This is a genomic window from Streptomyces sp. NPDC004134, from assembly GCF_042874195.1.
In the GTDB taxonomy this organism is placed as follows: domain Bacteria; phylum Actinomycetota; class Actinomycetes; order Streptomycetales; family Streptomycetaceae; genus Streptomyces.
This window is the reverse complement of sequence record NZ_JBIAMS010000001.1, coordinates 437524-459995: the sequence shown is the minus strand read 5'-3', so window position 1 is coordinate 459995 and position 22472 is coordinate 437524. Positions and strand designations below refer to the sequence as shown.

General features: G+C 69.7%; 35 protein-coding genes. 33 read left to right on the top strand and 2 right to left on the bottom strand.

Annotated elements, in window-relative coordinates; genetic code table 11:
• The first annotated feature begins 27 nt into the window (after window positions 1-27).
• From rpsJ to ACFYVJ_RS01935, 33 genes are all read left to right on the top strand, one after another.
• Window positions 28-336, top strand: coding sequence for a 30S ribosomal protein S10 (rpsJ, locus tag ACFYVJ_RS02095; RefSeq protein WP_014054162.1), 309 nt, complete (start codon window positions 28-30; stop codon window positions 334-336).
• Window positions 337-350: 14 nt separating this feature from the next.
• The gene (gene rplC / locus ACFYVJ_RS02090) at window positions 351-995 is read left to right on the top strand and encodes a 50S ribosomal protein L3 (protein WP_181785222.1); all 645 of its coding nucleotides are present in this window, start codon (window positions 351-353) and stop codon (window positions 993-995) included.
• A 4-nt stretch (window positions 996-999) separates the two neighbouring features.
• Window positions 1000-1683 (top strand): 50S ribosomal protein L4, encoded by a 684-nt coding sequence (rplD, locus tag ACFYVJ_RS02085; protein ID WP_388885615.1) that lies wholly within the window; start codon window positions 1000-1002, stop codon window positions 1681-1683.
• On the top strand, window positions 1683-2051 hold the full coding sequence (gene rplW / locus ACFYVJ_RS02080) for a 50S ribosomal protein L23 (RefSeq protein WP_018834846.1): 369 nt from the start codon (window positions 1683-1685) through the stop codon (window positions 2049-2051). The genes rplD and rplW overlap by 1 nt, the downstream gene beginning before the upstream one ends.
• A 43-nt stretch (window positions 2052-2094) precedes the next feature.
• The gene (gene rplB, locus ACFYVJ_RS02075; protein WP_388885612.1) at window positions 2095-2931 is read left to right on the top strand and encodes a 50S ribosomal protein L2; all 837 of its coding nucleotides are present in this window, start codon (window positions 2095-2097) and stop codon (window positions 2929-2931) included.
• A gap of 17 nt (window positions 2932-2948) precedes the next feature.
• Window positions 2949-3230 (top strand): 30S ribosomal protein S19, encoded by a 282-nt coding sequence (gene rpsS / locus ACFYVJ_RS02070; RefSeq protein ID WP_018834844.1) that lies wholly within the window; start codon window positions 2949-2951, stop codon window positions 3228-3230.
• A gap of 43 nt (window positions 3231-3273) precedes the next feature.
• Window positions 3274-3621, top strand: a complete 348-nt coding sequence (rplV, locus tag ACFYVJ_RS02065) for a 50S ribosomal protein L22 (RefSeq protein ID WP_388885609.1) — start codon at window positions 3274-3276, stop codon at window positions 3619-3621.
• Window positions 3621-4469: a 30S ribosomal protein S3 gene (gene rpsC / locus ACFYVJ_RS02060; RefSeq protein WP_388885607.1), complete on the top strand. Its 849-nt coding sequence runs from the start codon at window positions 3621-3623 to the stop codon at window positions 4467-4469. Before rplV ends, rpsC begins: the two co-directional genes overlap by 1 nt.
• 3 nt (window positions 4470-4472) lie before the next feature.
• The gene (rplP, locus tag ACFYVJ_RS02055) at window positions 4473-4892 is read left to right on the top strand and encodes a 50S ribosomal protein L16 (protein ID WP_027754754.1); all 420 of its coding nucleotides are present in this window, start codon (window positions 4473-4475) and stop codon (window positions 4890-4892) included.
• Window positions 4892-5119 carry a 50S ribosomal protein L29 gene (gene rpmC / locus ACFYVJ_RS02050; RefSeq protein WP_047017569.1) on the top strand — a complete coding sequence of 76 codons (228 nt, stop codon included), beginning with the start codon at window positions 4892-4894 and terminating at the stop codon, window positions 5117-5119. The genes rplP and rpmC overlap by 1 nt, the downstream gene beginning before the upstream one ends.
• On the top strand, window positions 5116-5403 hold the full coding sequence (rpsQ, locus tag ACFYVJ_RS02045; RefSeq protein ID WP_388885603.1) for a 30S ribosomal protein S17: 288 nt from the start codon (window positions 5116-5118) through the stop codon (window positions 5401-5403). Before rpmC ends, rpsQ begins: the two co-directional genes overlap by 4 nt.
• Before the next feature lie 100 nt (window positions 5404-5503).
• Complete coding sequence (gene rplN / locus ACFYVJ_RS02040) at window positions 5504-5872, top strand: 50S ribosomal protein L14 (RefSeq protein ID WP_018834838.1); 369 nt, start codon at window positions 5504-5506, stop codon at window positions 5870-5872.
• A 3-nt stretch (window positions 5873-5875) separates the two neighbouring features.
• The gene (gene rplX, locus ACFYVJ_RS02035) at window positions 5876-6199 is read left to right on the top strand and encodes a 50S ribosomal protein L24 (RefSeq protein ID WP_388885601.1); all 324 of its coding nucleotides are present in this window, start codon (window positions 5876-5878) and stop codon (window positions 6197-6199) included.
• Window positions 6199-6774 carry a 50S ribosomal protein L5 gene (rplE, locus tag ACFYVJ_RS02030; protein WP_047017572.1) on the top strand — a complete coding sequence of 192 codons (576 nt, stop codon included), beginning with the start codon at window positions 6199-6201 and terminating at the stop codon, window positions 6772-6774. Before rplX ends, rplE begins: the two co-directional genes overlap by 1 nt.
• Before the next feature lie 3 nt (window positions 6775-6777).
• On the top strand, window positions 6778-6963 hold the full coding sequence (locus tag ACFYVJ_RS02025; RefSeq protein WP_018834835.1) for a type Z 30S ribosomal protein S14: 186 nt from the start codon (window positions 6778-6780) through the stop codon (window positions 6961-6963).
• Between the two features lie 129 nt (window positions 6964-7092).
• Window positions 7093-7491 carry a 30S ribosomal protein S8 gene (gene rpsH, locus ACFYVJ_RS02020; RefSeq protein ID WP_388885598.1) on the top strand — a complete coding sequence of 133 codons (399 nt, stop codon included), beginning with the start codon at window positions 7093-7095 and terminating at the stop codon, window positions 7489-7491.
• A 23-nt stretch (window positions 7492-7514) separates the two neighbouring features.
• Window positions 7515-8054 carry a 50S ribosomal protein L6 gene (rplF, locus tag ACFYVJ_RS02015; RefSeq protein ID WP_018834833.1) on the top strand — a complete coding sequence of 180 codons (540 nt, stop codon included), beginning with the start codon at window positions 7515-7517 and terminating at the stop codon, window positions 8052-8054.
• 3 nt (window positions 8055-8057) lie between these two features.
• Window positions 8058-8441 carry a 50S ribosomal protein L18 gene (gene rplR, locus ACFYVJ_RS02010; RefSeq protein ID WP_326797836.1) on the top strand — a complete coding sequence of 128 codons (384 nt, stop codon included), beginning with the start codon at window positions 8058-8060 and terminating at the stop codon, window positions 8439-8441.
• Between the two features lie 13 nt (window positions 8442-8454).
• The gene (gene rpsE / locus ACFYVJ_RS02005) at window positions 8455-9057 is read left to right on the top strand and encodes a 30S ribosomal protein S5 (RefSeq protein ID WP_018834831.1); all 603 of its coding nucleotides are present in this window, start codon (window positions 8455-8457) and stop codon (window positions 9055-9057) included.
• The gene (gene rpmD, locus ACFYVJ_RS02000; RefSeq protein ID WP_018834830.1) at window positions 9057-9239 is read left to right on the top strand and encodes a 50S ribosomal protein L30; all 183 of its coding nucleotides are present in this window, start codon (window positions 9057-9059) and stop codon (window positions 9237-9239) included. Before rpsE ends, rpmD begins: the two co-directional genes overlap by 1 nt.
• Before the next feature lies 1 nt (window position 9240).
• Window positions 9241-9711 (top strand): 50S ribosomal protein L15, encoded by a 471-nt coding sequence (rplO, locus tag ACFYVJ_RS01995; RefSeq protein WP_388885593.1) that lies wholly within the window; start codon window positions 9241-9243, stop codon window positions 9709-9711.
• A gap of 196 nt (window positions 9712-9907) precedes the next feature.
• Complete coding sequence (secY, locus tag ACFYVJ_RS01990) at window positions 9908-11221, top strand: preprotein translocase subunit SecY (RefSeq protein ID WP_101422262.1); 1314 nt, start codon at window positions 9908-9910, stop codon at window positions 11219-11221.
• Window positions 11221-11889, top strand: coding sequence for an adenylate kinase (locus ACFYVJ_RS01985; RefSeq protein WP_388885590.1), 669 nt, complete (start codon window positions 11221-11223; stop codon window positions 11887-11889). Before secY ends, ACFYVJ_RS01985 begins: the two co-directional genes overlap by 1 nt.
• 265 nt (window positions 11890-12154) lie before the next feature.
• Entirely contained in the window at window positions 12155-12991 is an 837-nt protein-coding gene (gene map / locus ACFYVJ_RS01980; protein ID WP_388885588.1) for a type I methionyl aminopeptidase, read from the top strand.
• Between the two features lie 176 nt (window positions 12992-13167).
• A complete protein-coding gene (infA, locus tag ACFYVJ_RS01975) occupies window positions 13168-13389 on the top strand; it encodes a translation initiation factor IF-1 (protein ID WP_003948620.1) in 222 nt (73 codons plus the stop codon).
• A 58-nt stretch (window positions 13390-13447) separates the two neighbouring features.
• Window positions 13448-13561, top strand: a complete 114-nt coding sequence (gene rpmJ / locus ACFYVJ_RS01970) for a 50S ribosomal protein L36 (protein WP_009740505.1) — start codon at window positions 13448-13450, stop codon at window positions 13559-13561.
• A gap of 196 nt (window positions 13562-13757) precedes the next feature.
• Window positions 13758-14138, top strand: a complete 381-nt coding sequence (gene rpsM, locus ACFYVJ_RS01965; RefSeq protein ID WP_388885585.1) for a 30S ribosomal protein S13 — start codon at window positions 13758-13760, stop codon at window positions 14136-14138.
• A gap of 69 nt (window positions 14139-14207) precedes the next feature.
• Window positions 14208-14612: a 30S ribosomal protein S11 gene (rpsK, locus tag ACFYVJ_RS01960; RefSeq protein WP_018834824.1), complete on the top strand. Its 405-nt coding sequence runs from the start codon at window positions 14208-14210 to the stop codon at window positions 14610-14612.
• 27 nt (window positions 14613-14639) lie between these two features.
• The gene (gene rpsD, locus ACFYVJ_RS01955) at window positions 14640-15266 is read left to right on the top strand and encodes a 30S ribosomal protein S4 (protein WP_018842032.1); all 627 of its coding nucleotides are present in this window, start codon (window positions 14640-14642) and stop codon (window positions 15264-15266) included.
• Window positions 15267-15383: 117 nt separating this feature from the next.
• Window positions 15384-16406: a DNA-directed RNA polymerase subunit alpha gene (locus tag ACFYVJ_RS01950; RefSeq protein WP_018834822.1), complete on the top strand. Its 1023-nt coding sequence runs from the start codon at window positions 15384-15386 to the stop codon at window positions 16404-16406.
• Between the two features lie 77 nt (window positions 16407-16483).
• Complete coding sequence (rplQ, locus tag ACFYVJ_RS01945) at window positions 16484-17047, top strand: 50S ribosomal protein L17 (protein WP_388885581.1); 564 nt, start codon at window positions 16484-16486, stop codon at window positions 17045-17047.
• 75 nt (window positions 17048-17122) lie between these two features.
• On the top strand, window positions 17123-17977 hold the full coding sequence (truA, locus tag ACFYVJ_RS01940) for a tRNA pseudouridine(38-40) synthase TruA (protein WP_388885578.1): 855 nt from the start codon (window positions 17123-17125) through the stop codon (window positions 17975-17977).
• 591 nt (window positions 17978-18568) lie between these two features.
• A complete protein-coding gene (locus ACFYVJ_RS01935; RefSeq protein ID WP_388885575.1) occupies window positions 18569-20377 on the top strand; it encodes a glycoside hydrolase family 3 protein in 1809 nt (602 codons plus the stop codon).
• 53 nt (window positions 20378-20430) lie between these two features.
• Here ACFYVJ_RS01935 and ACFYVJ_RS01930 read toward each other — a convergent pair whose 3' ends face one another.
• Window positions 20431-21393: an NAD-dependent epimerase/dehydratase family protein gene (locus ACFYVJ_RS01930; RefSeq protein WP_388885572.1), complete on the bottom strand. Its 963-nt coding sequence runs from the start codon at window positions 21391-21393 to the stop codon at window positions 20431-20433.
• An 85-nt stretch (window positions 21394-21478) separates the two neighbouring features.
• The gene (locus ACFYVJ_RS01925; protein WP_388885569.1) at window positions 21479-22348 is read right to left on the bottom strand and encodes a hypothetical protein; all 870 of its coding nucleotides are present in this window, start codon (window positions 22346-22348) and stop codon (window positions 21479-21481) included.
• Window positions 22349-22472: the final 124 nt, after the last annotated feature.

Genomic DNA, 22472 nt, shown 5'->3' with positions numbered 1-22472 from the left:
CTACGAGAACAGGACTGCTGAGAAGCCATGGCGGGACAGAAGATCCGCATCCGGCTCAAGGCCTACGACCACGAGGTCATCGACTCCTCGGCGAAGAAGATCGTCGAGACGGTGACCCGCACTGGTGCGTCGGTCGCGGGCCCGGTGCCGCTGCCCACTGAGAAGAACGTGTACTGCGTCATCAAGTCGCCGCACAAGTACAAGGACGCGCGCGAGCACTTCGAGATGCGTACCCACAAGCGTCTGATCGACATCCTCGACCCGACCCCCAAGACCGTTGACTCGCTGATGCGGCTGGACCTCCCGGCCGGCGTCGACATCGAGATCAAGCTCTGAGAGGTCGCGAAGAGATGGCTAAGCAGATCAAGGGTGTCCTGGGCGAGAAGCTCGGCATGACCCAGGTCTGGGACGAGAACAACCGTGTCGTCCCCGTGACCGTGGTCAAGGCCGGCCCCTGTGTCGTCACCCAGGTCCACACCGCAGACTCCGACGGCTACGACGCCGTCCAGATCGCCTTCGGCGAGATCGACCCGCGCAAGGTGAACAAGCCCCTCAAGGGCCACTTCGCCAAGGCCGACGTCACTCCCCGCCGCCACCTGGTGGAGATCCGCACCGCGGATGCCTCCGAGTACACCCTCGGCCAGGAGGTGACCGCCGAGACCTTCGAGGCCGGCGTGCGGGTCGACGTGACCGGCAAGAGCAAGGGCAAGGGCTTCGCCGGTGTCATGAAGCGCCACGGCTTCGCCGGCGGCAAGGCCAGCCACGGCGCCCACCGCGTGCACCGCAAGCCGGGCTCCATCGGTGGCTGCGCCACCCCGGGCCGCGTGTTCAAGGGCATGCGGATGGCCGGCCGGATGGGCAACCAGCGGGTCACCACCCAGAACCTGACCGTCCACGCCGTTGACGCGGAGAAGGGACTGCTGCTCATCAAGGGCGCCGTCCCCGGTCCGAACGGCGGCCTCGTCCTGGTCCGTAGTGCGGCCAAGGGGGCCTGAGGTAATGAGCACCGTTGACATCCTTTCGCCGGCCGGCGAGAAGGCCGGGACCGTCGAACTCCCCGCGGAGATCTTCGACGCGCAGGTCAGCATTCCGCTGATCCACCAGGTCGTCACCGCCCAGTTGGCCGCTGCCCGCCAGGGCACGCACAAAGTGAAGACCCGCGGCGAGGTCCGCGGCGGCGGCAAGAAGCCGTACCGCCAGAAGGGCACCGGCCGCGCCCGGCAGGGCTCGATCCGCGCCCCGCAGTTCGCGGGCGGCGGCGTCGTGCACGGCCCCGTGCCGCGCGACTACTCGCAGCGGACCCCGAAGAAGATGAAGGCCGCCGCGCTGCGCGGTGCCCTCTCGGACCGGGCGCGCCTCGGCCGGATCCACGTCGTCACCGGCGTGGTCGACGGCGAGGTCTCGACGAAGGCCGCCAGGCTCCTCCTCGGCAAGGTCAGCGAGCGCAAGAACGTGCTGCTGGTCATCGAGCGGGACGACGACCTGTCGATGCTGTCCGCCCGGAACCTGCCCGACGTGCACATCCTGGACGCCGGTCAGCTCAACACGTACGACGTGCTCGTCTCCGACGACGTGGTCTTCACGCAGGCCGCCTTCGAGCGGTTCGTGTCCGGCCCCGTCAAGGGCGGCAAGGCCGTGGCCGACGAGGTCGAGCTCCAGAAGGCTGAAGGGAGCGACGCCTGATGGTCGACATGGACAAGACCGAGGCCGAGGCCGCGGACGAGACGGCGACCGGGTTCACCGTCACCAGCAAGACCTACGACGACCCGCGCGACGTGCTGCTCAAGCCCGTCGTCTCGGAGAAGAGCTACGCGCTGCTCGACGAGAACAAGTACACGTTCATCGTCGACCCGCGGGCGAACAAGACCCAGATCCGGCAGGCCGTGGAGAAGGTCTTCCAGGTCAAGGTCATCGGGGTCAACACGATCAACCGCCAGGGCAAGCGCAAGCGCACCCGCACCGGCTACGGCAAGCGCGCCGACACCAAGCGCGCCATCGTGACCGTCGCCGAGGGCGAGCGCATCGACATCTTCGGCGGCCCGGTCTCCTGACGGGGACCGACAAGGCTGTCCGTCACGGACGAGGACTGAAGAAATGGGTATCCGCAAGTACAAGCCGACGACTCCTGGCCGTCGTGGCGCCAGCGTCGCCGACTTCGTCGAGGTAACGCGGTCCACGCCGGAGAAGTCGCTGGTCCGCCCGCTGCACAGCAAGGGCGGCCGAAACAATTCCGGTCGTGTGACCGTCCGCCACCAGGGCGGTGGCCACAAGCGCGCCTTCCGCGTGATCGACTTCCGTCGGCACGACAAGGACGGCGTCCCCGCCCGGGTCGCGCACATCGAGTACGACCCGAACCGCACCGCGCGCATCGCGCTGCTGCACTACGCCGACGGCGAGAAGCGCTACATCCTCGCGCCGGCCGGCCTGAAGCAGGGCGACCGGATCGAGAACGGTCCGGGTGCGGACATCAAGCCGGGCAACGCGATGTCGCTGCGCAACATCCCGGTCGGTACCGTCATCCACGCCATCGAGCTGCAGCCCGGCGGCGGCGCCAAGTTCGCCCGCTCCGCCGGTGCGCACGTGCAGTTGCTGGCGAAGGAGGGCCGCATGGCCCACCTGCGGATGCCGTCCGGCGAGATTCGCCTGGTCGACATCCGCTGCCGCGCCACCATCGGCGAGGTCGGCAACGCCGAGCAGTCGAACATCAACTGGGGCAAGGCCGGCCGCATGCGCTGGAAGGGCGTGCGCCCGACCGTCCGCGGTGTCGTGATGAACCCGATCGACCACCCGCACGGCGGTGGCGAGGGCAGGACCTCCGGTGGTCGCCACCCGGTCTCGCCCTGGGGCCAGAAGGAAGGCCGTACGCGCTCGCCGAAGAAGGCGAGCAACAAGTACATCGTCCGCCGCCGCAAGACGAACAAGAAGCGCTAGGAGCGGGTGGAGTAGAGATGCCGCGCAGTCTGAAGAAGGGGCCCTTCGTCGACGACCACCTCATCAAGAAGGTGGACACGCAGAACGAAGCAGGCACCAAGAACGTCATCAAGACCTGGTCCCGCCGCTCGATGATCATCCCGGCCATGCTGGGGCACACGATCGCGGTGCATGACGGCAAGAAGCACGTCCCGGTGTTCGTCACCGAGTCGATGGTCGGGCACAAGCTCGGCGAGTTCGCGCCTACCCGCACCTTCAAGGGCCACGTCAAGGACGACCGCAAGTCGCGTCGTCGCTGACCTGCGGAGTGCGAAGACCATGACTCACACCGAAGGGACAACCATGGAAGCCAGGGCCTCCGCGCGCTATGTGCGCGTCACGCCCATGAAGGCCCGCCGTGTGGTGGACCTCATCCGTGGCATGAATGCCACGGAGGCTCAGGCGGTCCTGCGTTTCGCCCCGCAGGCCGCGAGCGAGCCCGTCGGCAAGGTGCTGGACAGCGCCATCGCCAACGCGGCGCACAACTACGACCACACCGACGTCGACAGCCTCTTCGTCAAGGAGGCGTACGTCGACGAGGGCCCGACCTGGAAGCGGTTCCGGCCCCGCGCGCAGGGCCGGGCGTACCGGATCCGCAAGCGCACCAGCCACATCACGCTGGTCGTCGGCAGCAAGGAAGGGACCCGGTAATGGGCCAGAAGGTAAACCCGCACGGGTTCCGGCTTGGCATCACCACCGACTTCAAGTCGCGCTGGTATGCCGACAAGCTGTACAAGGACTACATCAAGGAAGACGTCGCCATCCGCCGGATGATGACGCAGGGCATGGAGCGCGCCGGCATCTCCAAGGTGGAGATCGAGCGCACCCGTGACCGCGTCCGCGTCGACATCCACACCGCCCGGCCGGGCATCGTCATCGGCCGCCGCGGCGCGGAGGCCGACCGTATCCGCGGCGACCTGGAGAAGCTCACCGGCAAGCAGGTGCAGCTCAACATCCTTGAGGTCAAGAACCCCGAGACCGACGCGCAGCTCGTGGCCCAGGCCGTCGCCGAGCAGCTCTCCTCGCGTGTCTCCTTCCGCCGGGCCATGCGCAAGAGCATGCAGTCCGCGATGAAGGCGGGCGCGAAGGGCATCAAGATCCAGTGCGGCGGGCGGCTCGGCGGCGCCGAGATGTCCCGCTCGGAGTTCTACCGCGAGGGCCGTGTGCCCCTGCACACCCTGCGCGCCAACGTCGACTACGGCTTCTTCGAGGCCCGTACGACCTTCGGCCGCATCGGTGTGAAGGTCTGGATCTACAAGGGCGACGTGAAGAACATCGCCGAGGTCCGCGCCGAGAACGCCGCGGCCCGCGCCGGCAACCGCCCGTCCCGTGGGGGCGGCGGCGGTGGCGGCGACCGTCCGCGTCGCGGCGGTGAGCGCGGTGGCCGCGGCCGTCGTCCGCAGCGCGAGCAGCAGCAGGCTCCGGCTGCCGAGGCCCCCAAGGCCGAGGCCGCGAGCACCGCCGCTCCCGCTGCCGAAAGCACCGGAACGGAGGGCTGACCCATGCTCATCCCTCGCAGGGTCAAGCACCGCAAGCAGCACCACCCGAAGCGCCGCGGTCTCGCCAAGGGCGGCACCGAGCTGGCGTTCGGCGACTACGGCATCCAGGCCGCCACGGCCGCCTACGTCACCAACCGGCAGATCGAGGCCGCGCGTATCGCCATGACGCGGCACATCAAGCGTGGCGGCAAGGTGTGGATCAACATCTACCCGGACCGTCCGCTGACGAAGAAGCCCGCCGAGACCCGCATGGGCTCCGGCAAGGGCTCGCCGGAGTGGTGGGTCGCGAACGTCAAGCCGGGGCGCGTGATGTTCGAGCTGTCGTACCCGAACGAGAAGACCGCTCGTGAGGCGCTGACCCGTGCGGCTCACAAGCTTCCGATGAAGTGCCGGATCGTCCGGCGCGAGGGTGGTGAGTCGTGATGGCCGCCGGTACCAAGGCGACCGAGCTGCGTGAGCTCTCCAACGATGACCTCGTGGAGAAGCTCCGCGAGGCCAAGGAAGAGCTGTTCAACCTCCGCTTCCAGGCGGCGACCGGACAGCTTGAGAACCACGGCCGGCTGAAGGCCGTCCGCAAGGACATCGCCCGGATCTACACCCTGATGCGCGAGCGTGAGCTGGGCATCGACACGGTGGAGAGCGCCTCATGAGCGAGACGAATGTGACCGAAGAGACCACGACCGAACGCGGCTTCCGCAAGACCCGTGAGGGTCTCGTCGTCAGCGACAAGATGGACAAGACCGTCGTCGTCGCCGTCGAGGACCGCGTCAAGCACGCGCTGTACGGCAAGGTCATCCGCCGTACGAACAAGCTCAAGGCGCACGACGAGCAGAACGCCTGCGGCGTCGGCGACCGCGTCCTCCTCATGGAGACCCGGCCGCTGTCGGCGACCAAGCGCTGGCGCGTCGTCGAGATCCTCGAGAAGGCCAAGTAAGTATTCCTGGGGGGAGCCCCCAGGACGGTTCCGCCAGGCTCGGCGGGTCCCCGCGCAACACGGGTCCCGCCGGGAACCGGCAGACGATCAGGAGATAGACGTGATCCAGCAGGAGTCGCGACTCAAGGTCGCCGACAACACGGGTGCAAAGGAGATTCTTTGCATCCGTGTGCTCGGCGGATCGGGCCGCCGCTACGCGGGTATCGGTGACGTGGTCGTCGCCACCGTCAAGGATGCGATCCCGGGTGGCAACGTCAAGAAGGGCGACGTCGTCAAGGCGGTCGTCGTGCGCACCGTCAAGGAGCGCCGCCGGCCGGACGGTTCGTACATCCGCTTCGACGAGAACGCCGCCGTCATCCTCAAGGCGGATGGTGACCCCCGCGGCACCCGTATCTTCGGCCCGGTCGGCCGTGAGCTGCGCGAGAAGAGGTTCATGAAGATCATCTCGCTCGCGCCGGAGGTGCTGTAGCACATGAAGATCAAGAAGGGCGACCTGGTTCAGGTCATCACCGGCAAGGACAGGGGCAAGCAGGGCAAGGTCATCGCGGCCTTCCCGCGCGAGGACCGGGTCCTGGTCGAGGGTGTCAACCGGGTCAAGAAGCACACCAAGGCCGGCCAGACGGCCCGCGGGTCCAAGACCGGCGGGATCATCACGACCGAGGCCCCGATTCACATCAGCAACGTTCAGTTGGTGGTGGAGAAGGACGGCCAGAAGGTCGTGACCCGGGTCGGCTACCGCTTCGACGACGAGGGCAACAAGATCCGCGTTGCCAAGCGGACGGGTGAGGACATCTGATGACTGCCACCACTGCGACCGCCGCGGGTACGCCCCCGCGCCTCAAGCAGCGCTACCGGGACGAGATCCAGGCCAAGCTGAAGGACGAGTTCTCGTACGAGAACGTCATGCAGATCCCCGGCCTGACCAAGATCGTGGTCAACATGGGCGTGGGCGATGCCGCCCGCGACTCCAAGCTGATCGAGGGGGCCATCAAGGACCTCGCCACGATCACCGGCCAGAAGCCGTCCGTGACCAAGGCCCGGAAGTCCATCGCGCAGTTCAAGCTGCGCGAGGGCATGCCGATCGGCGCCCACGTCACGCTCCGCGGCGACCGGATGTGGGAGTTCCTCGACCGGCTGCTGTCGCTCGCGCTGCCGCGCATCCGCGACTTCCGCGGCCTGTCGCCGAAGCAGTTCGACGGCCGGGGCAACTACACCTTCGGTCTCACGGAGCAGGTCATGTTCCACGAGATCGACCCTGACAAGATCGACCGGGTCCGGGGCATGGACATCACCGTGGTCACCACGGCGAGCAACGACGACGAGGGCCGCGCCCTGCTTCGTCTCCTCGGCTTCCCGTTCAAGGAGGCATGAGCCGTGGCAAAGAAGGCCCTGATCGCGAAGGCCGGCCGTAAGCCGAAGTTCAAGGTGCGCGGTTACACGCGCTGCCAGCGCTGCGGCCGTCCGCACTCCGTGTACCGCAAGTTCGGCCTGTGCCGCGTGTGCCTGCGTGAGATGGCGCACCGGGGCGAGCTGCCGGGCGTGACCAAGAGCTCCTGGTGATCCGCCGGATCACCGGGACGCTTTGACCGACTACTACGCCGTAGGTCCCCGCACCACACCCGTCCTCGTACCGAGGGAGAGGGACGGTGCAGACAGGAAACCGCGGCGAGAGAGGCCGAAGGCCATCACATGACCATGACCGATCCGATCGCAGACATGCTGACCCGTCTGCGGAACGCGAACTCGGCGTACCACGACACCGTGACGATGCCGCACAGCAAGATCAAGACGCACATCGCGGAGATCCTCCAGCAGGAGGGCTACATCAGCGGCTGGAAGACCGAGGAGGCCCGGGTGGGCCTGAGCCTCGTCCTGGAGCTGAAGTACGGCCCGAACCGCGAGCGCTCGATCGCGGGCATCAAGCGGATCTCGAAGCCGGGTCTTCGGGTCTATGCAAAGTCCACCAACCTGCCGAAGGTGCTCGGCGGCCTGGGCGTGGCGATCATCTCCACTTCCCACGGGCTGCTCACCGACAAGCAGGCAGGCAAGAAGGGCGTGGGCGGGGAAGTCCTCGCCTACGTCTGGTAACGGAAGGGAACGGAGGTAAAGCCATGTCGCGTATTGGCAAGCTGCCCATCCAGGTTCCCGCCGGCGTGGACGTCACCATCGATGGCCGTACGGTCAACGTGAAGGGCCCCAAGGGCTCCCTCTCGCACACCGTCGTCGCGCCCATCGACGTCGCCCGTGGCGACGACGGCACGATCGTCGTCAGCCGCCCGAACGACGAGCGCAAGAGCCGGGCGCTGCACGGCCTGTCGCGCACGCTGGTGGCGAACATGGTCACCGGTGTGACCCAGGGCTACGTGAAGAAGCTGGAGATCAGCGGGGTCGGCTACCGCGTCCAGGCGAAGGGCTCCAACCTGGAGTTCGCGCTGGGCTACAGCCACCCGATCCTCATCGAGGCCCCCGAGGGCATCACCTTCAAGGTCGAGAACCCGACGCACTTCAGCGTCGAGGGCATCGACAAGCAGAAGGTCGGCGAGGTCGCCGCGAAGATCCGCAAGCTGCGCAAGCCCGACCCGTACAAGGCCAAGGGCGTCAAGTACGAGGGCGAGTACATCCAGCGCAAGGTCGGAAAGGCGGGTAAGTAAGCCATGGCATACGGTGTGAAGATCGCCAAGGGCAGTGCCCGCAAGGCGGCCGCCGTCAAGCGCCGGCACATCCGCGTGCGGAAGAAGATCTCCGGTACGCCGGACCGCCCGCGCCTGGTCGTGACCCGCTCGAACCGCCACATGGTCGCGCAGGTCGTCGACGACATCGCCGGCCACACGGTGGCCTCGGCCTCCTCGATGGACACGTCCATCCGCGGCGCCGAGGGCGACAAGACGGCGCAGGCCAAGCAGGTCGGCGCGCTGGTCGCCGAGCGTGCGCGCGCCGCCGGAGTCGACGCCGTGGTGTTCGACCGCGGTGGCAACAAGTACGCCGGGCGCATTGCCGCCCTGGCCGACGCCGCCCGCGATGCCGGGCTGAAGTTCTGAGAGAGGAAGTCCAATGGCTGGACCCCAGCGCCGCGGTGGCGGCGCCGGCGGCGGCGAGCGGCGGGACCGGAAGGGCCGGGACGGCGGCAACGCTGCCGACAAGACCGCGTATGTTGAGCGCGTTGTCGCGATCAACCGAGTCGCCAAGGTAGTGAAGGGTGGTCGTCGCTTCAGCTTCACCGCGCTGGTCGTGGTGGGTGACGGTGACGGCACCGTGGGTGTCGGGTACGGGAAGGCCAAGGAGGTGCCGGCCGCCATCGCCAAGGGTGTCGAGGAGGCCAAGAAGCACTTCTTCAAGGTCCCCCGGATCCAGGGCACCATCCCGCACCCGATCCAGGGTGAGGAGGCGGCGGGTGTCGTGCTGCTGAAGCCGGCGTCGCCCGGTACCGGTGTGATCGCCGGTGGCCCGGTGCGTGCCGTGCTGGAGTGCGCGGGCATCCACGACGTGCTGAGCAAGTCGCTCGGCTCGTCCAACCCGATCAACATCGTGCACGCCACGACGGCCGCACTGAAGGGCCTGCAGCGCCCCGAGGAGATCGCCGCCCGCCGTGGCCTGCCGCTGGAGGACGTGGCGCCCGCCGCAATGCTGCGCGCCCGCGCTGGGGTGAACGGCTGATGGCACAGCTCAAGATCACCCAGAGCAAGTCCTACATCGGGAGCAAGCAGAACCACCGGGACACGCTGCGTACGCTCGGCCTGCGCCGGCTCCACGACAGCGTGGTCCGCGATGACAGTCCCCAGGTGCGCGGCATGGTGCACACCGTCCGCCACCTGGTGACGGTCGAGGAGGTCGACTGACATGGCCGTCCAGGACGCGGCGGAGCAGAAGCCGCTGAAGATCCACAACCTGCGGCCGGCCCCGGGCGCCAAGAAGCCGAAGACCCGCGTGGGTCGAGGCGAGGCGTCCAAGGGCAAGACCGCGGGCCGCGGCACCAAGGGCACCAAGGCGCGCTACCAGGTGCCGGAGCGCTTCGAGGGCGGGCAGATGCCGCTGCACATGCGGCTGCCGAAGCTCAAGGGCTTCAAGAACCCCGCCCGCAAGGTGTACCAGGTGGTGAACCTGGACAAGCTGGCCGAGCTCTACCCCGAGGGTGGCGAGGTCACGGTGGCCGATCTGGTCGCCAAGGGCGCGGTGCGCAAGAACGAGCTCGTGAAGGTGCTGGGCAACGGCGACCTCTCCGTGGCGCTGCAGGTGGCCGTCGACAAGGTCTCCGGCTCCGCCCGCGAGAAGATCACGTCCGCCGGCGGCTCGGTCACCGAGCGCGTCTGAGTGTGACGAGCAACCGGGGATGTCCCGCATGGGCATCCCCGGTTGGTCGTTCCACGGCAGCCACACCCCCCGGTAAGGTGGCCTGCACTGTCCCTACCCATGTGGGTGTACGCCTGCGTGGGACGTCTACCGACCATCCGCTGAACAAATGACCCGTCAGCCCCCGTGATCAAGCATGGGGGCCGCAGGAGGCACCGTGCTCACCGCGTTCGCCCGGGCGTTCAAGACACCCGACCTGCGCAAGAAGCTGCTGTTCGTGCTGGGCATCATCGTGATCTACCGGCTCGGTGCGCAGGTTCCAGTCCCCGGAACCGACTACCAGGCCGTGCAGCAATGCATGGACGAGGCCAACGCCAACCAGGGCCTGTTCGGCCTGGTCAACATGTTCAGCGGTGGGGCCCTCCTGCAGATCACCATCTTCGCGCTGGGGATCATGCCGTACATCACGGCGAGCATCATCCTGCAGTTGCTGACGGTGGTGATTCCGCGGCTGGAGGCCCTGAAGAAGGAGGGCCAGTCCGGTACCGCGAAGATCACACAGTACACGCGCTATCTGACCGTCGCCCTCGCGATTCTGCAGGGCACCGGTCTGGTCGCCACAGCGCGTAGCGGCTCGCTCTTCCCGCAGTGTCAGGTCAACGACCAGATCATTCCCGACGACTCGATCTTCATCGTCATCACGATGGTGATCTGCATGACCGCCGGTACGGCGATGGTCATGTGGCTCGGCGAGCTGATCACCGACCGCGGCATCGGCAACGGCATGTCGATGCTGATGTTCATCTCGATCGCCGCCGGCTTCCCCGGCGCCCTGTGGAACATCAAGCAGTCCGGCAAGATCATCGACGGCTGGGGCGAGTTCATCGTCGTCATCGCGCTCGGCCTGGCGATGGTCGGCCTGGTGGTCTTCGTCGAGCAGGCGCAGCGCCGCATCCCCGTGCAGTACGCGAAGCGCATGATCGGGCGCCGTTCCTACGGCGGCACCTCGACGTACATCCCGCTGAAGGTCAACCAGGCGGGCGTCATCCCGGTGATCTTCGCGTCCTCGCTGCTCTACATTCCCGCCCTGGTAGTCCAGTTCACCGGCTCCAACTCGGGCGCGGCCCAATGGGTCGAGAAGAACTTCGTCACCGGTGATCACCCGGTGTATATCCTCACGTACTTCCTCATGATCGTGTTCTTCGCGTTCTTCTACGTGGCCATCACGTTCAACCCCGAGGAAGTCGCCGACAACATGAAGAAGTACGGTGGCTTCATCCCGGGCATCCGGGCCGGCCGTCCCACCGCGGAGTACCTGAGCTACGTGCTCAACAGGATCACCTGGCCGGGCTCGCTCTATCTGGGTCTGATCGCGCTGGTACCGACAGTGGCGTTGGTGCTGTTCAACGCGAACCAGAACTTCCCCTTCGGCGGCACCAGCATCCTCATCATCGTGGGTGTCGGGCTCGAGACGGTGAAGCAGATCGAGAGCAAGCTGCAGCAGCATCACTACGAAGGGTTCCTCCGCTGATGCGAATCGTCCTCGTCGGGCCTCCCGGTGCGGGCAAGGGCACGCAGGCCGCCCTGCTCGCCAAGAACCTGTCCATTCCGCACGTCTCCACCGGTGACCTCTTCCGTGCCAACATCAGCAAGGGCACGGAGCTGGGCCGCCAGGCGAAGGCGTACATGGAGGCGGGCAACCTGGTTCCGGACGAGGTAACCGTGGGGATGGCCTGGGACCGCATGGAGCAGCCCGACGCTGCCGGCGGCTTCCTGCTGGACGGCTTCCCGCGGAACGTGGCGCAGGCGGTGTCGCTCGACGGGCTGCTGAAGGAGGCCGGGCTGGAGCTGGACGCCGTGCTCGACCTGGAGGTGCCGGAGGACGAGGTCGTCAAGCGCATCGCGGGCCGGCGGATCTGCCGGAACGACAGCAGCCACGTCTTCCACGTCACGTACTCCCCGCCGGAGCGCGAGGGCGTGTGCGACATCTGCGGCGGCGAGCTCTACCAGCGCGACGACGACAACGAGGACACGGTCCGGCGCCGGCTGGAGGTCTACCACGAGGAGACCGAGCCGATCATCGACTACTTCAAGGCCCAGGGCCTGGTGACGACGATCTCGGCGCTCGGCTCGGTCGCCGAGGTCACCCGGCGGGCGATGGAGGCGCTGCCGGGCGACGTCCCGGCGGACCGCTCCTGAGCCGCCCGTAGCAGCCGTGGAACACCCAGCCGGTCCCCGCCCGCCCGCGGGGGCCGGCTGACGCGGTTCCACGGCCCGTAGGGCTCCTGTACGGCCCGTGGCGCCCTGGGGCTACGATCCTTGCGCCACGGGCCGTACGACCCCCGTACGACCTCTGTACGACCCTTCTACGCCCCCCGCACCCGCCCCCGCCCGGCGGCCCGCGGCGGGCACGTATCGTGGACGGGGGAGACGTCCCTCGCCGGCCCAGGAGGCAGCAGCCGTCATGGTGGAGATCAAGACCCCGGAACAGATCGCGAAGATGCGGGCCGCCGGCCTCGTCGTCGCGGCCATGCACCAGGCGTGCGCCGCCGCCGCCGTGCCCGGGGCCACCACGAAGGACCTCGACGAGATCGCCGCCAAGGTCCTCGCCGACCACGGCGCCAAGCCGAACTTCCTGGGGTACGGGGGCTTCCCCGGCAACATCTGCACGTCGGTCAACGACGTCGTCGTGCACGGCATCCCGGACCGCGAGACCGTGCTGCGCGAGGGTGACGTGATCTCCATCGACGCCGGCGCCATCGTCGACGGCTGGCACGCGGACGCCGCCATCACCGCCTTCGTCGGCTCCGGGCACAAGGCCGAGCTGCACGAGCTGAGCCGGGTGACCGAGGAGTCCATGTGGGCCGGCATCGCGGCCGTCCGCAAGGGCAACCGGCTGGTGGACATCTCCGCGGCCATCGAGGGCTACATCCGCCGCCAGCCGCGCCCGGCCGCCGGCAAGTACGGCATCGTCGAGGACTACGGCGGCCACGGCATCGGCTCGCAGATGCACATGGACCCGCACCTGCTGAACTACGTCGACAGGCGCCGCGGCCGCGGCCCCAAGCTCGTCCCGGGTTTCTGCATCGCGATCGAGCCGATGGTCAGCCTCGGCACCCCGCGCACGCACGTGCTGGCCGACGAGTGGACGGTCAAGACGGACGACGGAAGCTGGTCGAGCCACTGGGAGCACTCCGTGGCCCTCACCGAGGACGGCCCGCTGGTGCTGACGGCCCCGGACGGCGGCCGCGAGAAGCTCGCGGCGTACGGGATCACGGCGGCCCCCGACCCGCTGGACTGAGGCCGCGGCGGGCACCGCGGCGCCCGGTTCGCCGGGTGCTTAACGATCTTGCGGAGCGGGCACACTCCCGATTTCGCCTTTCCGGTGCGGTCGCGTAGACTGGCTCGTCGGTCCCCGTGCACCCGTGTGCCCCGGACCATCCAGGTAGCCGAATCCGGAAGGTGAAGCGCTCAAGCATGGCCAAAAAACAAGGGGCCATCGAGATCGAGGGCACCGTCGTCGAGTCTCTGCCGAACGCGATGTTCAAGGTGGAGCTCCAGAACGGGCACCAGGTCCTCGCGCACATCAGCGGCAAGATGCGGATGCACTACATCCGTATCCTTCCCGACGACAGGGTCGTGGTGGAGCTGTCTCCGTACGACCTGACGCGCGGACGGATCGTCTACCGCTACAAGTAGATCTTGCTTCGTCCCGCTCCCGTGGGGCGGGGCACCGACCCGGAGAACCTCCAGACACATGAAGGTCAAGCCGAGCGTCAAGAAGATCTGCGACAAGTGCAAGGTGATCCGCCGCCACGGCCGGGTCATGGTCATCTGCGAAAACCTGCGCCACAAGCAGCGCCAGGGCTGACGTACGCCGACCCATCACCTCGCACCGCTCGCAGCTCATCGCGCGACGCAACAAGCGAACAAGTAAAGAAGCAGCCACCCGACCCCCACGAACGTGTGTGGGACGAAACCCCCGGCTCGGAGGCCGGGGACCCGGCTCGTAGCGAAATACGGGAACGGTGCTGCGGAAGACCTCCGACAAGACACAGGAGCCTTCAATGGCACGCGTTGCAGGTGTCGACATCCCGCGCGAGAAGCGCGTGGAGGTCGCCCTCACCTACGTGTTCGGCATCGGCCGGACGCTCTCCCAGCAGACGCTGGTCGCGACCGGGGTGAACCCCGACACCCGCGTCCGCGATCTGACCGAGGAAGAGCTCGTCAAGATCCGCGAGTTCGTGGACAACAACCTCAGGACCGAGGGTGACCTCCGCCGGGAGATCCAGGCGGACATCCGGCGCAAGGTCGAGATCGGCTGCTACCAGGGCCTGCGGCACCGCCGCGGACTGCCCGTCCACGGTCAGCGCACCTCCACCAACGCCCGCACCCGCAAGGGCCCGCGTCGCGCCATCGCCGGCAAGAAGAAGCCGGGCAAGAAGTAGTCCGCAGCGGTCCGCTCCGTGCGCCCGCATCGCTGCAGGACCGACCACCTCCACGGGAGATAACACCGAATGCCTCCGAAGAGCCGGGCGGCCGGGGCCAAGAAGGTCCGCCGCAAGGAAAAGAAGAACGTGGCCCATGGCCACGCTCACATCAAGAGCACGTTCAACAACACGATCATCTCGATCACGGACCCGTCCGGGAACGTGATCTCGTGGGCCTCCGCCGGCCATGTCGGCTTCAAGGGCTCGCGCAAGTCGACGCCCTTCGCCGCCCAGATGGCAGCCGAGTCCGCCGCCCGCCGTGCCCAGGAGCACGGCATGCGCAAGGTCGACGTCTTCGTGAAGGGTCCCGGCTCCGGCCGTGAGACCGCGATCCGCTCCCTCCAGGCCACCGGCCTCGAGGTCGGGTCCATCCAGGACGTCACGCCCACCCCGCACAACGGCTGCCGCCCGCCGAAGCGCCGCCGGGTCTGAGAAAAGCGAAGTAGGAGACGACTAGACATGGCGCGTTACACCGGGGCCGACTGCAAGCGTTGCCGTCGGGAGAAGCAGAAGCTCTTCCTCAAGGGAGCCAAGTGCGAGAGCGCTAAGTGCCCGATCGAGATCCGTCCTTACCCCCCGGGTGAGCACGGGCGCGGGCGCACCAAGGACAGCGAGTACCTGCTGCAGAAGCGCGAGAAGCAGAAGTGCGCGCGCATCTACGGGGTGCTGGAGAAGCAGTTCCGCGGTTACTACAACGAGGCCAACCGGCAGTCCGGCAAGACCGGTGAGAACCTGCTGCGCATCCTCGAAACGCGGCTGGACAACGTGGTCTACCGGGCCGGCTTCGCCAAGTCCCGCGACCACGCCCGCCAGCTCGTCCGGCACGGCCACATCACGGTCAACGGGCGGAAGACCGACATTCCGTCGGCCCGCGTCGTGCCGAACGACATCATCGAGGTCCGCGAGTCCTCCAGGAACCTGACCCCGTTCGCGGTGGCGCAGGCGGAGGCCGGCGACAGGACCGTCCCGGCCTGGCTGGAGGCGATCCCGTCGAATCTGCGGATCCTCGTGCACAGCCTGCCCGAGCGCCAGGTGATCGACACCCAGGTGCAGGAGCAGCTCATCGTCGAGCTCTACTCGAAGTAAGTCTTCGGGCGGAAGTTCGCAGGTACGGGCGGTATGGCGCGTTTGCGCCGTGCCGCCCGTACCCTGGTCGGTACAGCGGGCGTCAAATAGCGGGCGCCCACGACTGAAGGAACACACATGCTGATCGCTCAGCGTCCCTCTCTCACCGAAGAGGTCGTCGAGGAGTACCGCTCCCGGTTCGTCATCGAGCCGCTGGAGCCCGGCTTCGGCTACACCCTCGGCAACTCCCTCCGCCGTACGCTCCTCTCCTCGATCCCGGGTGCCGCAGTCACCAACATCCGGATCGACGGCGTTCTGCACGAGTTCACCACCGTGCCGGGCGTCAAGGAGGACGTCACCGACCTCATCCTCAACATCAAGCAGCTCGTCATCTCCTCCGAGCACGACGAGCCCGTCGTGATGTACCTGCGCAAGCAGGGCCCGGGCGTGGTGACCGCCGCCGACATCGCCCCGCCGGCCGGCGTCGAGGTGCACAACCCGGACCTGGTCCTCGCCACGCTCAACGGCAAGGGCAAGCTGGAGATGGAGCTGACCGTCGAGCGCGGCCGCGGCTACGTCTCCGCCGTGCAGAACAAGCAGGTCGGCCAGGAGATCGGCCGGATCCCGGTCGACTCCATCTACTCGCCGGTCCTCAAGGTCAGCTACAAGGTCGAGGCGACCCGTGTCGAGCAGCGCACGGACTTCGACAAGCTGATCGTCGACATCGAGTCCAAGCCGTGCATGCGCCCCCGCGACGCGGTGGCCTCCGCCGGCAAGACCCTGGTCGAGCTCTTCGGCCTGGCCCGCGAGCTGAACATCGACGCCGAGGGCATCGACATGGGCCCGTCCCCCACGGACGCCGCCCTGGCCGCGGACCTGGCGCTGCCGATCGAGGAGCTGGAGCTCACGGTCCGCTCGTACAACTGCCTCAAGCGCGAGGGCATCCACTCGGTGGGCGAGCTCGTGGCCCGCTCCGAGGCGGACCTCCTCGACATCCGCAACTTCGGCGCCAAGTCGATCGACGAGGTCAAGGCGAAGCTGGCCGGCATGGGCCTGGCCCTGAAGGACAGCCCGCCCGGATTCGACCCCACCTCGGCCGCCGACACCTTCGGTGCCGACGACGACGCCGACGCCGGCTTCGTCGAGACCGAGCAGTACTGATGTCCCGGGGGGCGCGACGCCCCCCGGACCCCGATCACCGGTACCTGACACGGCCGGTGCGGTAAAGGAGAAACACCATGCCGAAGCCCACCAAGGGCGCCCGACTGGGCGGCGGCGCGGCGCACGAGCGCGCCATGCTGCGGAACCTGGCCACCGCTCTCTTCGAGCACGGTCGCATCACGACGACCGAGGCCAAGGCCCGCAGGCTGCGTCCGTACGCCGAGCGGCTGGTGACCAAGGCGAAGAAGGGCGACCTTCACAACCGCCGCCAGGTCATGCAGCTCATCTCGGACAAGAGCGTGGTGCACACGCTGTTCACCGAGATCGGTCCGCGGTACGACAACCGCCCGGGCGGCTACACCCGGATCACCAAGATCGGCAACCGTCGCGGCGACAACGCCAAGATGGCGGTGATCGAGCTGGTCGAGGCGCTGACCGTGCAGCAGGAGGCGGTCGGCGAGGCCGAGGCGGCGACGAAGCGCTCCGCGAAGGACGTGGCGGGCGAGGAGGCGGTGGCCGGTCTGAAGAAGGACGCGGACGCCGCCGAGGCGAAGGACGCCGCCGAGTCCGAGGCGGGCGAGGCCGAGGCTTCGGCCGAGGCGGCCGACTCCGCCGAGGGCAAGGACGCCAAGGACGCCTGACACGCGTTTCGTGCATGACGACGGGCCCGTTTCCCTCCGGGGGAGCGGGCCCGTCGCGCTGAGAGGAACAGGGCAGTGAGTGACGAGGTGGCGGCCAGCTTCGTACGGGTGCGGCTGGACCTGTCGTACGACGGGAGCGGCTTCTCCGGCTGGGCGCGGCAGCGCGAGGGCCAGCGGACGGTGCAGGAGGAGCTGGAGACGGCGCTGCGCGTCGTCCTGCGGGCGTCCGCGCCGTACGAGCTGACGGTGGCGGGCCGTACGGACGCGGGCGTGCACGCGCGGGGGCAGGTGGCGCACGTCGACCTGCCGGAGCCGGTGTGGGCGGCGCAGGGGGAGCGGGGAGAGCTGCTGCTCCGGCGGCTGGCGGGGCGGCTGCCGCACGATGTCCGGGTCTGGCGGGTGACCGCCGCACCGCCGCACTTCAACGCCCGGTTCTCGGCGATCTGGCGCCGCTACGCGTACCGCGTCGGCGACGACCCCGGCGGCGTCGACCCGCTGCTGCGGGGCCACGTGCTGTGGCACAACCGGCCGCTCGACGCCGCCGCGATGAACGCGGCGGCGGAGCTGCTGCTCGGGGAACACGACTTCGCGGCCTTCTGCAAGCGCCGGGAGGGGGCGACGACGATCCGGCGGCTGCTGGACCTGCGGTGGTCGCGGCGGGCGGACGGGGTGCTGGAGGCGACGGTCAAGGCCGATGCCTTCTGCCACAACATGGTGCGGGCGCTGGTCGGCGCGATGCTCTTCGTCGGCGACGGGCACCGGGAGCCGGAGTGGGTGGGGCGGGTGCTGGGGGCGGCGGTACGGGACTCTGCGGTGCAGGTCGTGCGGCCGCACGGGCTGACGCTGGAGGAGGTGGGCTACCCTCCGGACGATTCCCTGGCAGCCCGCAACACGGCGTCCCGCCGTCTCCGCACCCTGAGCGCGGGCTAGGGGTCCGTCCCCCGGGGGCTGCGCGCTGTTCACGGGCGGGTGGGGGCGGGTCCGGACGCCGGGTGCGGGGGTGGGGGTCTGTCCCCGATCCCGCCCCTTCCCGAAAGCGGCGGCTCCGCCCCCGGGCCCCCGTCGCGCGCCAGCGCGCACCCCGGGGGCTGCGCCCCCGGACCCCTGCCTCCGGCGTGCAGGGACGCCGGCCGCTGATCCCGGCCACCCGCTGAAACCGGGGGCTTTGCCTCCCGGCCCTCGCGGGCTTCGGGCCCCGGATCGCCCGTGCCTCCGGTGGGCAGGGACGCCGATCGCTGATCGCGGCCGTCCCTGAAATCGGGGGCTCTTCCCTCCGGCCCTCGGGGCCTCGGGCCCCCGGACGGCCCCCTGCCTGCGGCGTGCATGGATGTCGGTCGCCGATCCCGGCCATCCTCCAGATCCGCGGCTTCGCCCCGGGACCCCTCCGTGCTCCCTCCGCCCGCCCGGGCTGCGCCCGCGGCGTCCGAAGCCAAGCCACCTCCTGCCCCCCGGCGGGTGACCCGCGCCCCCGGCCCCGTGTGCCTGGGCCCGCCGCGCCCCCGGCAGGGCTTGGGTGGGGGCATGCGTCTCCTTGCCGCATTCTGTGCCCTGCTGCTCCTCGGCGCCTGTGCCGCCCCTTCCTCCCTCGACCCCGACTCCCGGCCCCCCGCCCACTGCCGCGGTGTCGGCTGTCTGCGGCACATGACCCTCGCCGAGAAGGCCGGGCAGATGATCCAGGTGCAGAACGCCTTCCTCGGCGACCCCCGCGACCTCGCCCGTCTCGGCATCGGCGCCATGCTCAGCGCCGGTGACGACGGCGGGCCCCGCGGTGGGGGCGACGATGCCGCCGCCTGGGCCCGGATGGTCGACGGGTACCAGCGGGCCGCCCTGCGCAGCAGGCTGGGCATTCCGTTGCTCTACGGTGCCGACGCCGTGCACGGCATGAGCGGCACCACCGGGTCCGTGATCTTCCCGCATCACATCGGCATGGGCGCCACCCGCGACCCCGCCCTCGTCCGCCGCGCCGAGCGCGTCGCGCGGGACGAGGCGCTCGGCGCCGGGGTGCGGTGGGCGTTCACGCCGTGCGTGTGCGTGCCGCAGGACGTGCGATGGGGGCGTACCTACGAGGGCTACGCCGAGGATCCCGCCCTCGTCGGGAAGCTCGGCCCCGCCTCCGTGCGCGGGTTCCAGGGGCCCGCCCCCGGCCCCCGCTCCGTGCTCGCCACCGCCAAGCACTACCTCGGCGACGGCGCCACCGCCTACGGCACCGCCGCCGGCGAAGGCCGGCTGCTGGACCAGGGCGACGTACGGGTCACAGAAAAGGAGCTGCGCCGCGTGCACCTCGCCCCGTACCGCGACGCCATCGCGGCCGGCGTCGGCTCCGTCATGGCCAGTTACAGCAGCGTCCACGGCACCAGGACCCACGGCGACCGCCGGCTCCTCACCGGCGTGCTCAAGGGCGAACTCGGCTTCCGCGGCTTCGTCGTCAGCGACTACGACGCCGTGCAGCAACTCCCCGGCAGGGACCTCGCCGCCCAGGTCGCGCGCGCCGTCAACGCCGGCATCGACATGGTCATGGTCTCCAGGGACCACCGCGGCGTACACCGCGCGATCGTCGGCGGCGTCCGCCGCGGGGACATCCCCCGGGAGCGCGTGGACGACGCCGTACGCCGCATCCTCGCGGCCAAGGACCGCCTCGGGCTCTTCGACCACCCCTTCACCGACCCCGCCCGCACCGCCGCCGTCGGCTCCCCCCGGCACCGCGCCGTCGCGCGCCAGGCCGTACGCGCCTCGCAGGTGCTGCTCCGCAACGAGCGCGGCGCGCTGCCCCTGCCGCGGCGCGGCCCGTACCGCATCGTCGTCGGCGGCAACGGCGCCGGCGACCTGGGGCGGCAGCTCGGCGGCTGGTCGGTCGGCTGGCAGGGCGGTACGGGGCGGACGACGCGGGGGACGACGTTCCTCCGGGCGCTGCGGGCCGCCACCGCCGGTACCGGCATCGAGGTGGCGACCGAGGGGCGCGGCGACGTCGGGATCTGGGTCGGCGGCGAGGATCCGTACGCGGAGTGGTTCGGCGACTCCGCGAGTCTGGCCCTGGGGGCGCGGAACGAGGCCGATCTCGCCGACGTCTGCGGGCGCGCGAAGACCTGCGTGGGCGTCCTGTACTCCGGGCGGCCGCTGGTGCTGGGGAAGGCCCTGGCGCGCACGGACGCCTTCGTGGCGGCCTGGCTGCCGGGGACGGAGGCGCGCGGGATCACGGACGCGCTCTTCGGGGCGGGGTTCGGCGGGCGGCTGCCCTTCACCTGGCCGCGCCGGGCGGCGGACGCGCCGGTGTCCCGGGAGGCGGGGGCGAAGCCCCTGTTCCGGTACGGGTACGGGCTCCGGCCCTACTGAAGCGGGGTGTTTCCGGTCTTCCTACGGGGGCGGGTCGCCCCGCCCCCGTAGCCCTACCTTGCCGCGAACACCTCCGTGAAGCCCTCCCGCCACGTCGGGTGCCCCGGTTGCCACCCCAGCTCGCTCTTGGCCTTGTCGTTCGACGCCCCCCGGCCCTCCGTCATCACCATCGTCACCCACTTCCCCGCCGCCAGCCGCGCCAGCCACACCGGCACCCGCCGCGGCGGCCGCGCGCCCATCGCCGCCGCCAGCCGGGGCAGCCACTCCTTCTGCGCCGCGGGGTCGTCGTCGGTGATGTTGTAGATGCCCGGCGTGCCCCGTTCCACCGCCGCGGCCGTCGCCGCGGCCGCGTCTTCGATGTGGATCAGCGACAGCACTCCCTCGCCGCGGCCCACCACCGGCAGGAGGCGCCTGCGCACCATCTCCGCCTGCTCGCCGCCCGGGTAGATCGTCGTGCCGGGGCCGTAGAAGCCGCCGTAGCGCAGGACGATGCCTTCGATGCCGGGGGCGGTGGTGACCGCCTCCTCCAGGTGCTTCATGGCGCCCAGGCTCTGCTCGGTGCCGGGGGGCGGGGTGGTGTCGAGCGGGTCTTCCTCGGTCTTGATCCGGCCGCCCTCGCGCTTGTACGGCCAGCCGGCGAAGCTCTGCGCGATGAACCGGCGGGTGCCGGTCTCGGCGGCCGCCGCCAGCAGGTTGTCGGTGCCCTCGCTGCGCAGCCGGTTGGTGGTGGCGAAGACGGTGTCGAGGTTGCGGAGTTCGCGGGCGCTGAGGTCGGTCTGCTGCGAGAGGGCGGTGGCCTCGTGCACGATCACCTCGGGGGCGGCGTCCGCCACGGCCTGCCGTACGGCCGCCGGGTCGAGCACGTCGAGCACGACCGGCTCCGCGCCCGCCGCGCGCAGTCGCTCCGTCTTCGCCTCGCTCGTGGTGGTGCCGGTGACGGTGTGCCCGGCCGCGGTGAGGAGGGGGACGAGTCGGCTGCCGAGGGCGCCCGTGGCGCCGGTGACCAGGATTTTCATGGGTCCAGCGGACCACCGCGCGCGCCCTCGTACCACGTGGGTTGCCCCGTTCGGGGGCTGTCCGTCACCTGAAAGGCGGGCGGGGCTACTGCTCGGTTGACTTCAGGGCCTGCTCCCGGCCGCGGTCCATGATGCGGCGGTAGACGTACGCCCCGGTGTCCCGTACGGCCTCGCTCGTCGGACCGTCCTCGGCGGTGACGGCCTTGCCGTCGGCGTAGCCGGCGATGGTGAAGTAGGCGTAGCGGCCGAGGGTGTTGCTCGTCAGCCGGCAGGCGGTGGCGCGGCAGAACTCGGGGACGCCCTGGCCGGGCAGCGATTCCAGGTTGCCGTTCGCCTGCTCGGCGGTGCGGGCGGCCGGGCCCTCGTCGGCGAAGACGGCGACGCCGACGGTGACCGCGGTGCCCTCGCGGGTGAACGTGGCGCGCAGCAGCCGGTCGCAGCCGTTGGCGGTGAGGATCTTGCCGAGCTTGCTGGAGGCGCCGGAGGCGCACTCGCGGGTGCTGTGGGTGGCCCTGCGCTCGTACGTGTGGCCGCTGACGGTGATCTTCGCGTTGGGGAAGAAGCTGTCGACGGTCAGCGGGGCCGTGTCCTTGTCGGCGGAGCCGATGAACTCCTTGGGGTCAGGCGGCGGTGCCACCGACGAGAACGACGGGTCGCCCTTGCCGCTCTCGCTCCCCGCGCCGGATATCCGGTCCTCCGAGGCGCTGCTCGACGGATCGTCGTCGCCGCCGGAGGTGGTGACGACCGCCGCGGCGACGGCGCCGGCTATCACGACCGTGGCCAGCGCACCGCCGACGATCGTCAGCAGCCGCCGCTTGCGGCGCCGCTCGGCGGCCGCGGAGTCGGCGAGCGCGCTCCAGTCGGGCGCGGGCCCGCCGGATCCCGGCGGACCGAAGCCCGATCCCTGCCCCTGCCCCCCGGGGCCGCCGTAGCCGCCCCCCTGCCCGAAGCTCATGGCGGGCATCTTAACCGGGCCCACCGCCACCCGGACGGCGGCGTGGGGGCGTTGGGCGCCGCGGGGGCGGTCCGCGGCGTACGGGGACGGTGAGGCGGGTGCGGCGCGGAAAACCCGTTTCGCC

Excerpts from the sequence above, each read along its gene's own strand:
- rpsJ (WP_014054162.1), top strand. The coding sequence starts at position 28 with ATGGCGGGACAGAAGATCCGCATCCGGCTCAAGGCCTACGACCACGAG.
- rplC (WP_181785222.1), top strand. The coding sequence starts at position 351 with ATGGCTAAGCAGATCAAGGGTGTCCTGGGCGAGAAGCTCGGCATGACC.
- rplD (WP_388885615.1), top strand. The coding sequence starts at position 1,000 with ATGAGCACCGTTGACATCCTTTCGCCGGCCGGCGAGAAGGCCGGGACC.
- rplW (WP_018834846.1), top strand. The coding sequence starts at position 1,683 with ATGGTCGACATGGACAAGACCGAGGCCGAGGCCGCGGACGAGACGGCG.
- rplB (WP_388885612.1), top strand. The coding sequence starts at position 2,095 with ATGGGTATCCGCAAGTACAAGCCGACGACTCCTGGCCGTCGTGGCGCC.
- rpsS (WP_018834844.1), top strand. The coding sequence starts at position 2,949 with ATGCCGCGCAGTCTGAAGAAGGGGCCCTTCGTCGACGACCACCTCATC.
- rplV (WP_388885609.1), top strand. The coding sequence starts at position 3,274 with ATGGAAGCCAGGGCCTCCGCGCGCTATGTGCGCGTCACGCCCATGAAG.
- rpsC (WP_388885607.1), top strand. The coding sequence starts at position 3,621 with ATGGGCCAGAAGGTAAACCCGCACGGGTTCCGGCTTGGCATCACCACC.
- rplP (WP_027754754.1), top strand. The coding sequence starts at position 4,473 with ATGCTCATCCCTCGCAGGGTCAAGCACCGCAAGCAGCACCACCCGAAG.
- rpmC (WP_047017569.1), top strand. The coding sequence starts at position 4,892 with ATGGCCGCCGGTACCAAGGCGACCGAGCTGCGTGAGCTCTCCAACGAT.
- rpsQ (WP_388885603.1), top strand. The coding sequence starts at position 5,116 with ATGAGCGAGACGAATGTGACCGAAGAGACCACGACCGAACGCGGCTTC.
- rplX (WP_388885601.1), top strand. The coding sequence starts at position 5,876 with ATGAAGATCAAGAAGGGCGACCTGGTTCAGGTCATCACCGGCAAGGAC.
- rplE (WP_047017572.1), top strand. The coding sequence starts at position 6,199 with ATGACTGCCACCACTGCGACCGCCGCGGGTACGCCCCCGCGCCTCAAG.
- rpsH (WP_388885598.1), top strand. The coding sequence starts at position 7,093 with ATGACCATGACCGATCCGATCGCAGACATGCTGACCCGTCTGCGGAAC.
- rplF (WP_018834833.1), top strand. The coding sequence starts at position 7,515 with ATGTCGCGTATTGGCAAGCTGCCCATCCAGGTTCCCGCCGGCGTGGAC.
- rplR (WP_326797836.1), top strand. The coding sequence starts at position 8,058 with ATGGCATACGGTGTGAAGATCGCCAAGGGCAGTGCCCGCAAGGCGGCC.
- rpsE (WP_018834831.1), top strand. The coding sequence starts at position 8,455 with ATGGCTGGACCCCAGCGCCGCGGTGGCGGCGCCGGCGGCGGCGAGCGG.
- rpmD (WP_018834830.1), top strand. The coding sequence starts at position 9,057 with ATGGCACAGCTCAAGATCACCCAGAGCAAGTCCTACATCGGGAGCAAG.
- rplO (WP_388885593.1), top strand. The coding sequence starts at position 9,241 with ATGGCCGTCCAGGACGCGGCGGAGCAGAAGCCGCTGAAGATCCACAAC.
- ACFYVJ_RS01985 (WP_388885590.1), top strand. The coding sequence starts at position 11,221 with ATGCGAATCGTCCTCGTCGGGCCTCCCGGTGCGGGCAAGGGCACGCAG.
- map (WP_388885588.1), top strand. The coding sequence starts at position 12,155 with ATGGTGGAGATCAAGACCCCGGAACAGATCGCGAAGATGCGGGCCGCC.
- infA (WP_003948620.1), top strand. The coding sequence starts at position 13,168 with ATGGCCAAAAAACAAGGGGCCATCGAGATCGAGGGCACCGTCGTCGAG.
- rpmJ (WP_009740505.1), top strand. The coding sequence starts at position 13,448 with ATGAAGGTCAAGCCGAGCGTCAAGAAGATCTGCGACAAGTGCAAGGTG.
- rpsM (WP_388885585.1), top strand. The coding sequence starts at position 13,758 with ATGGCACGCGTTGCAGGTGTCGACATCCCGCGCGAGAAGCGCGTGGAG.
- rpsK (WP_018834824.1), top strand. The coding sequence starts at position 14,208 with ATGCCTCCGAAGAGCCGGGCGGCCGGGGCCAAGAAGGTCCGCCGCAAG.
- rpsD (WP_018842032.1), top strand. The coding sequence starts at position 14,640 with ATGGCGCGTTACACCGGGGCCGACTGCAAGCGTTGCCGTCGGGAGAAG.
- ACFYVJ_RS01950 (WP_018834822.1), top strand. The coding sequence starts at position 15,384 with ATGCTGATCGCTCAGCGTCCCTCTCTCACCGAAGAGGTCGTCGAGGAG.
- rplQ (WP_388885581.1), top strand. The coding sequence starts at position 16,484 with ATGCCGAAGCCCACCAAGGGCGCCCGACTGGGCGGCGGCGCGGCGCAC.
- ACFYVJ_RS01935 (WP_388885575.1), top strand. The coding sequence starts at position 18,569 with ATGCGTCTCCTTGCCGCATTCTGTGCCCTGCTGCTCCTCGGCGCCTGT.
- ACFYVJ_RS01930 (WP_388885572.1), bottom strand. The coding sequence starts at position 21,393 with ATGAAAATCCTGGTCACCGGCGCCACGGGCGCCCTCGGCAGCCGACTC.
- ACFYVJ_RS01925 (WP_388885569.1), bottom strand. The coding sequence starts at position 22,348 with ATGAGCTTCGGGCAGGGGGGCGGCTACGGCGGCCCCGGGGGGCAGGGG.